Annotated in this window: 1 protein-coding gene; it reads left to right on the top strand. The window is 74.3% G+C overall.

Translation table 11 applies throughout. The features are described from left to right. A partial coding sequence (locus BIV01_RS16810; protein WP_139199509.1) for an aminotransferase class III-fold pyridoxal phosphate-dependent enzyme occupies positions 1 to 543 on the top strand: 543 nt, incomplete at its 5' end. Positions 544 to 567: the final 24 nt, after the last annotated feature.

Below are 567 nucleotides of genomic sequence, written 5' to 3'. Positions count from 1 at the left end.
TTCGTCGCCGACGAGATCCAGTCCGGGCTCGGTCGCACCGGCCACACCCTCGCCGTGCAGCGCGTCGGGGTCCGCCCGGACCTCATCACGCTCGGCAAGGCGCTCGGCGGCGGGATCGTCCCCGTGTCCGCCGTGGTCGGTCGGCGTGACGTGCTGGGCGTCCTGCGTCCGGGCGAGCACGGGTCGACCTTCGGCGGGAACCCGCTCGCGGCCGCCGTCGGCTCCGAGGTCGTGGCGATGCTCGACGAGGGCACGTTCCAGCAGCGGGCGCTCGAGGGTGAACCGCTGCTCCGCGGGCTGCTCGACGACCTGGTCGGCTCCGGGGTCGTCTCGCACCGGGTCGCCGGGCTCTGGTCGGGGATCGACATCGACCCCGCGCTCGGCACCGGGAAGCAGATCGCGCAGGACCTCGCCGAGCGCGGGGTGCTCGTGAAGGACACGCACGGGTCGACGATCCGCTTCGCGCCGCCGCTCGTCGTGACCGACGACGAGGTGCGCCTGGCGATCGGCGCCCTCGCCGAGGTGTTGCGCGCGCGGTCCTGAGCTCCGCGCTCGCTTCGTGAGCAG

This window comes from Curtobacterium sp. MCBA15_013, from assembly GCF_001865095.1.
In the GTDB taxonomy this organism is placed as follows: Bacteria; Actinomycetota; Actinomycetes; order Actinomycetales; family Microbacteriaceae; genus Curtobacterium.
This window is presented reverse-complemented; position numbering and strand designations above follow the sequence as displayed.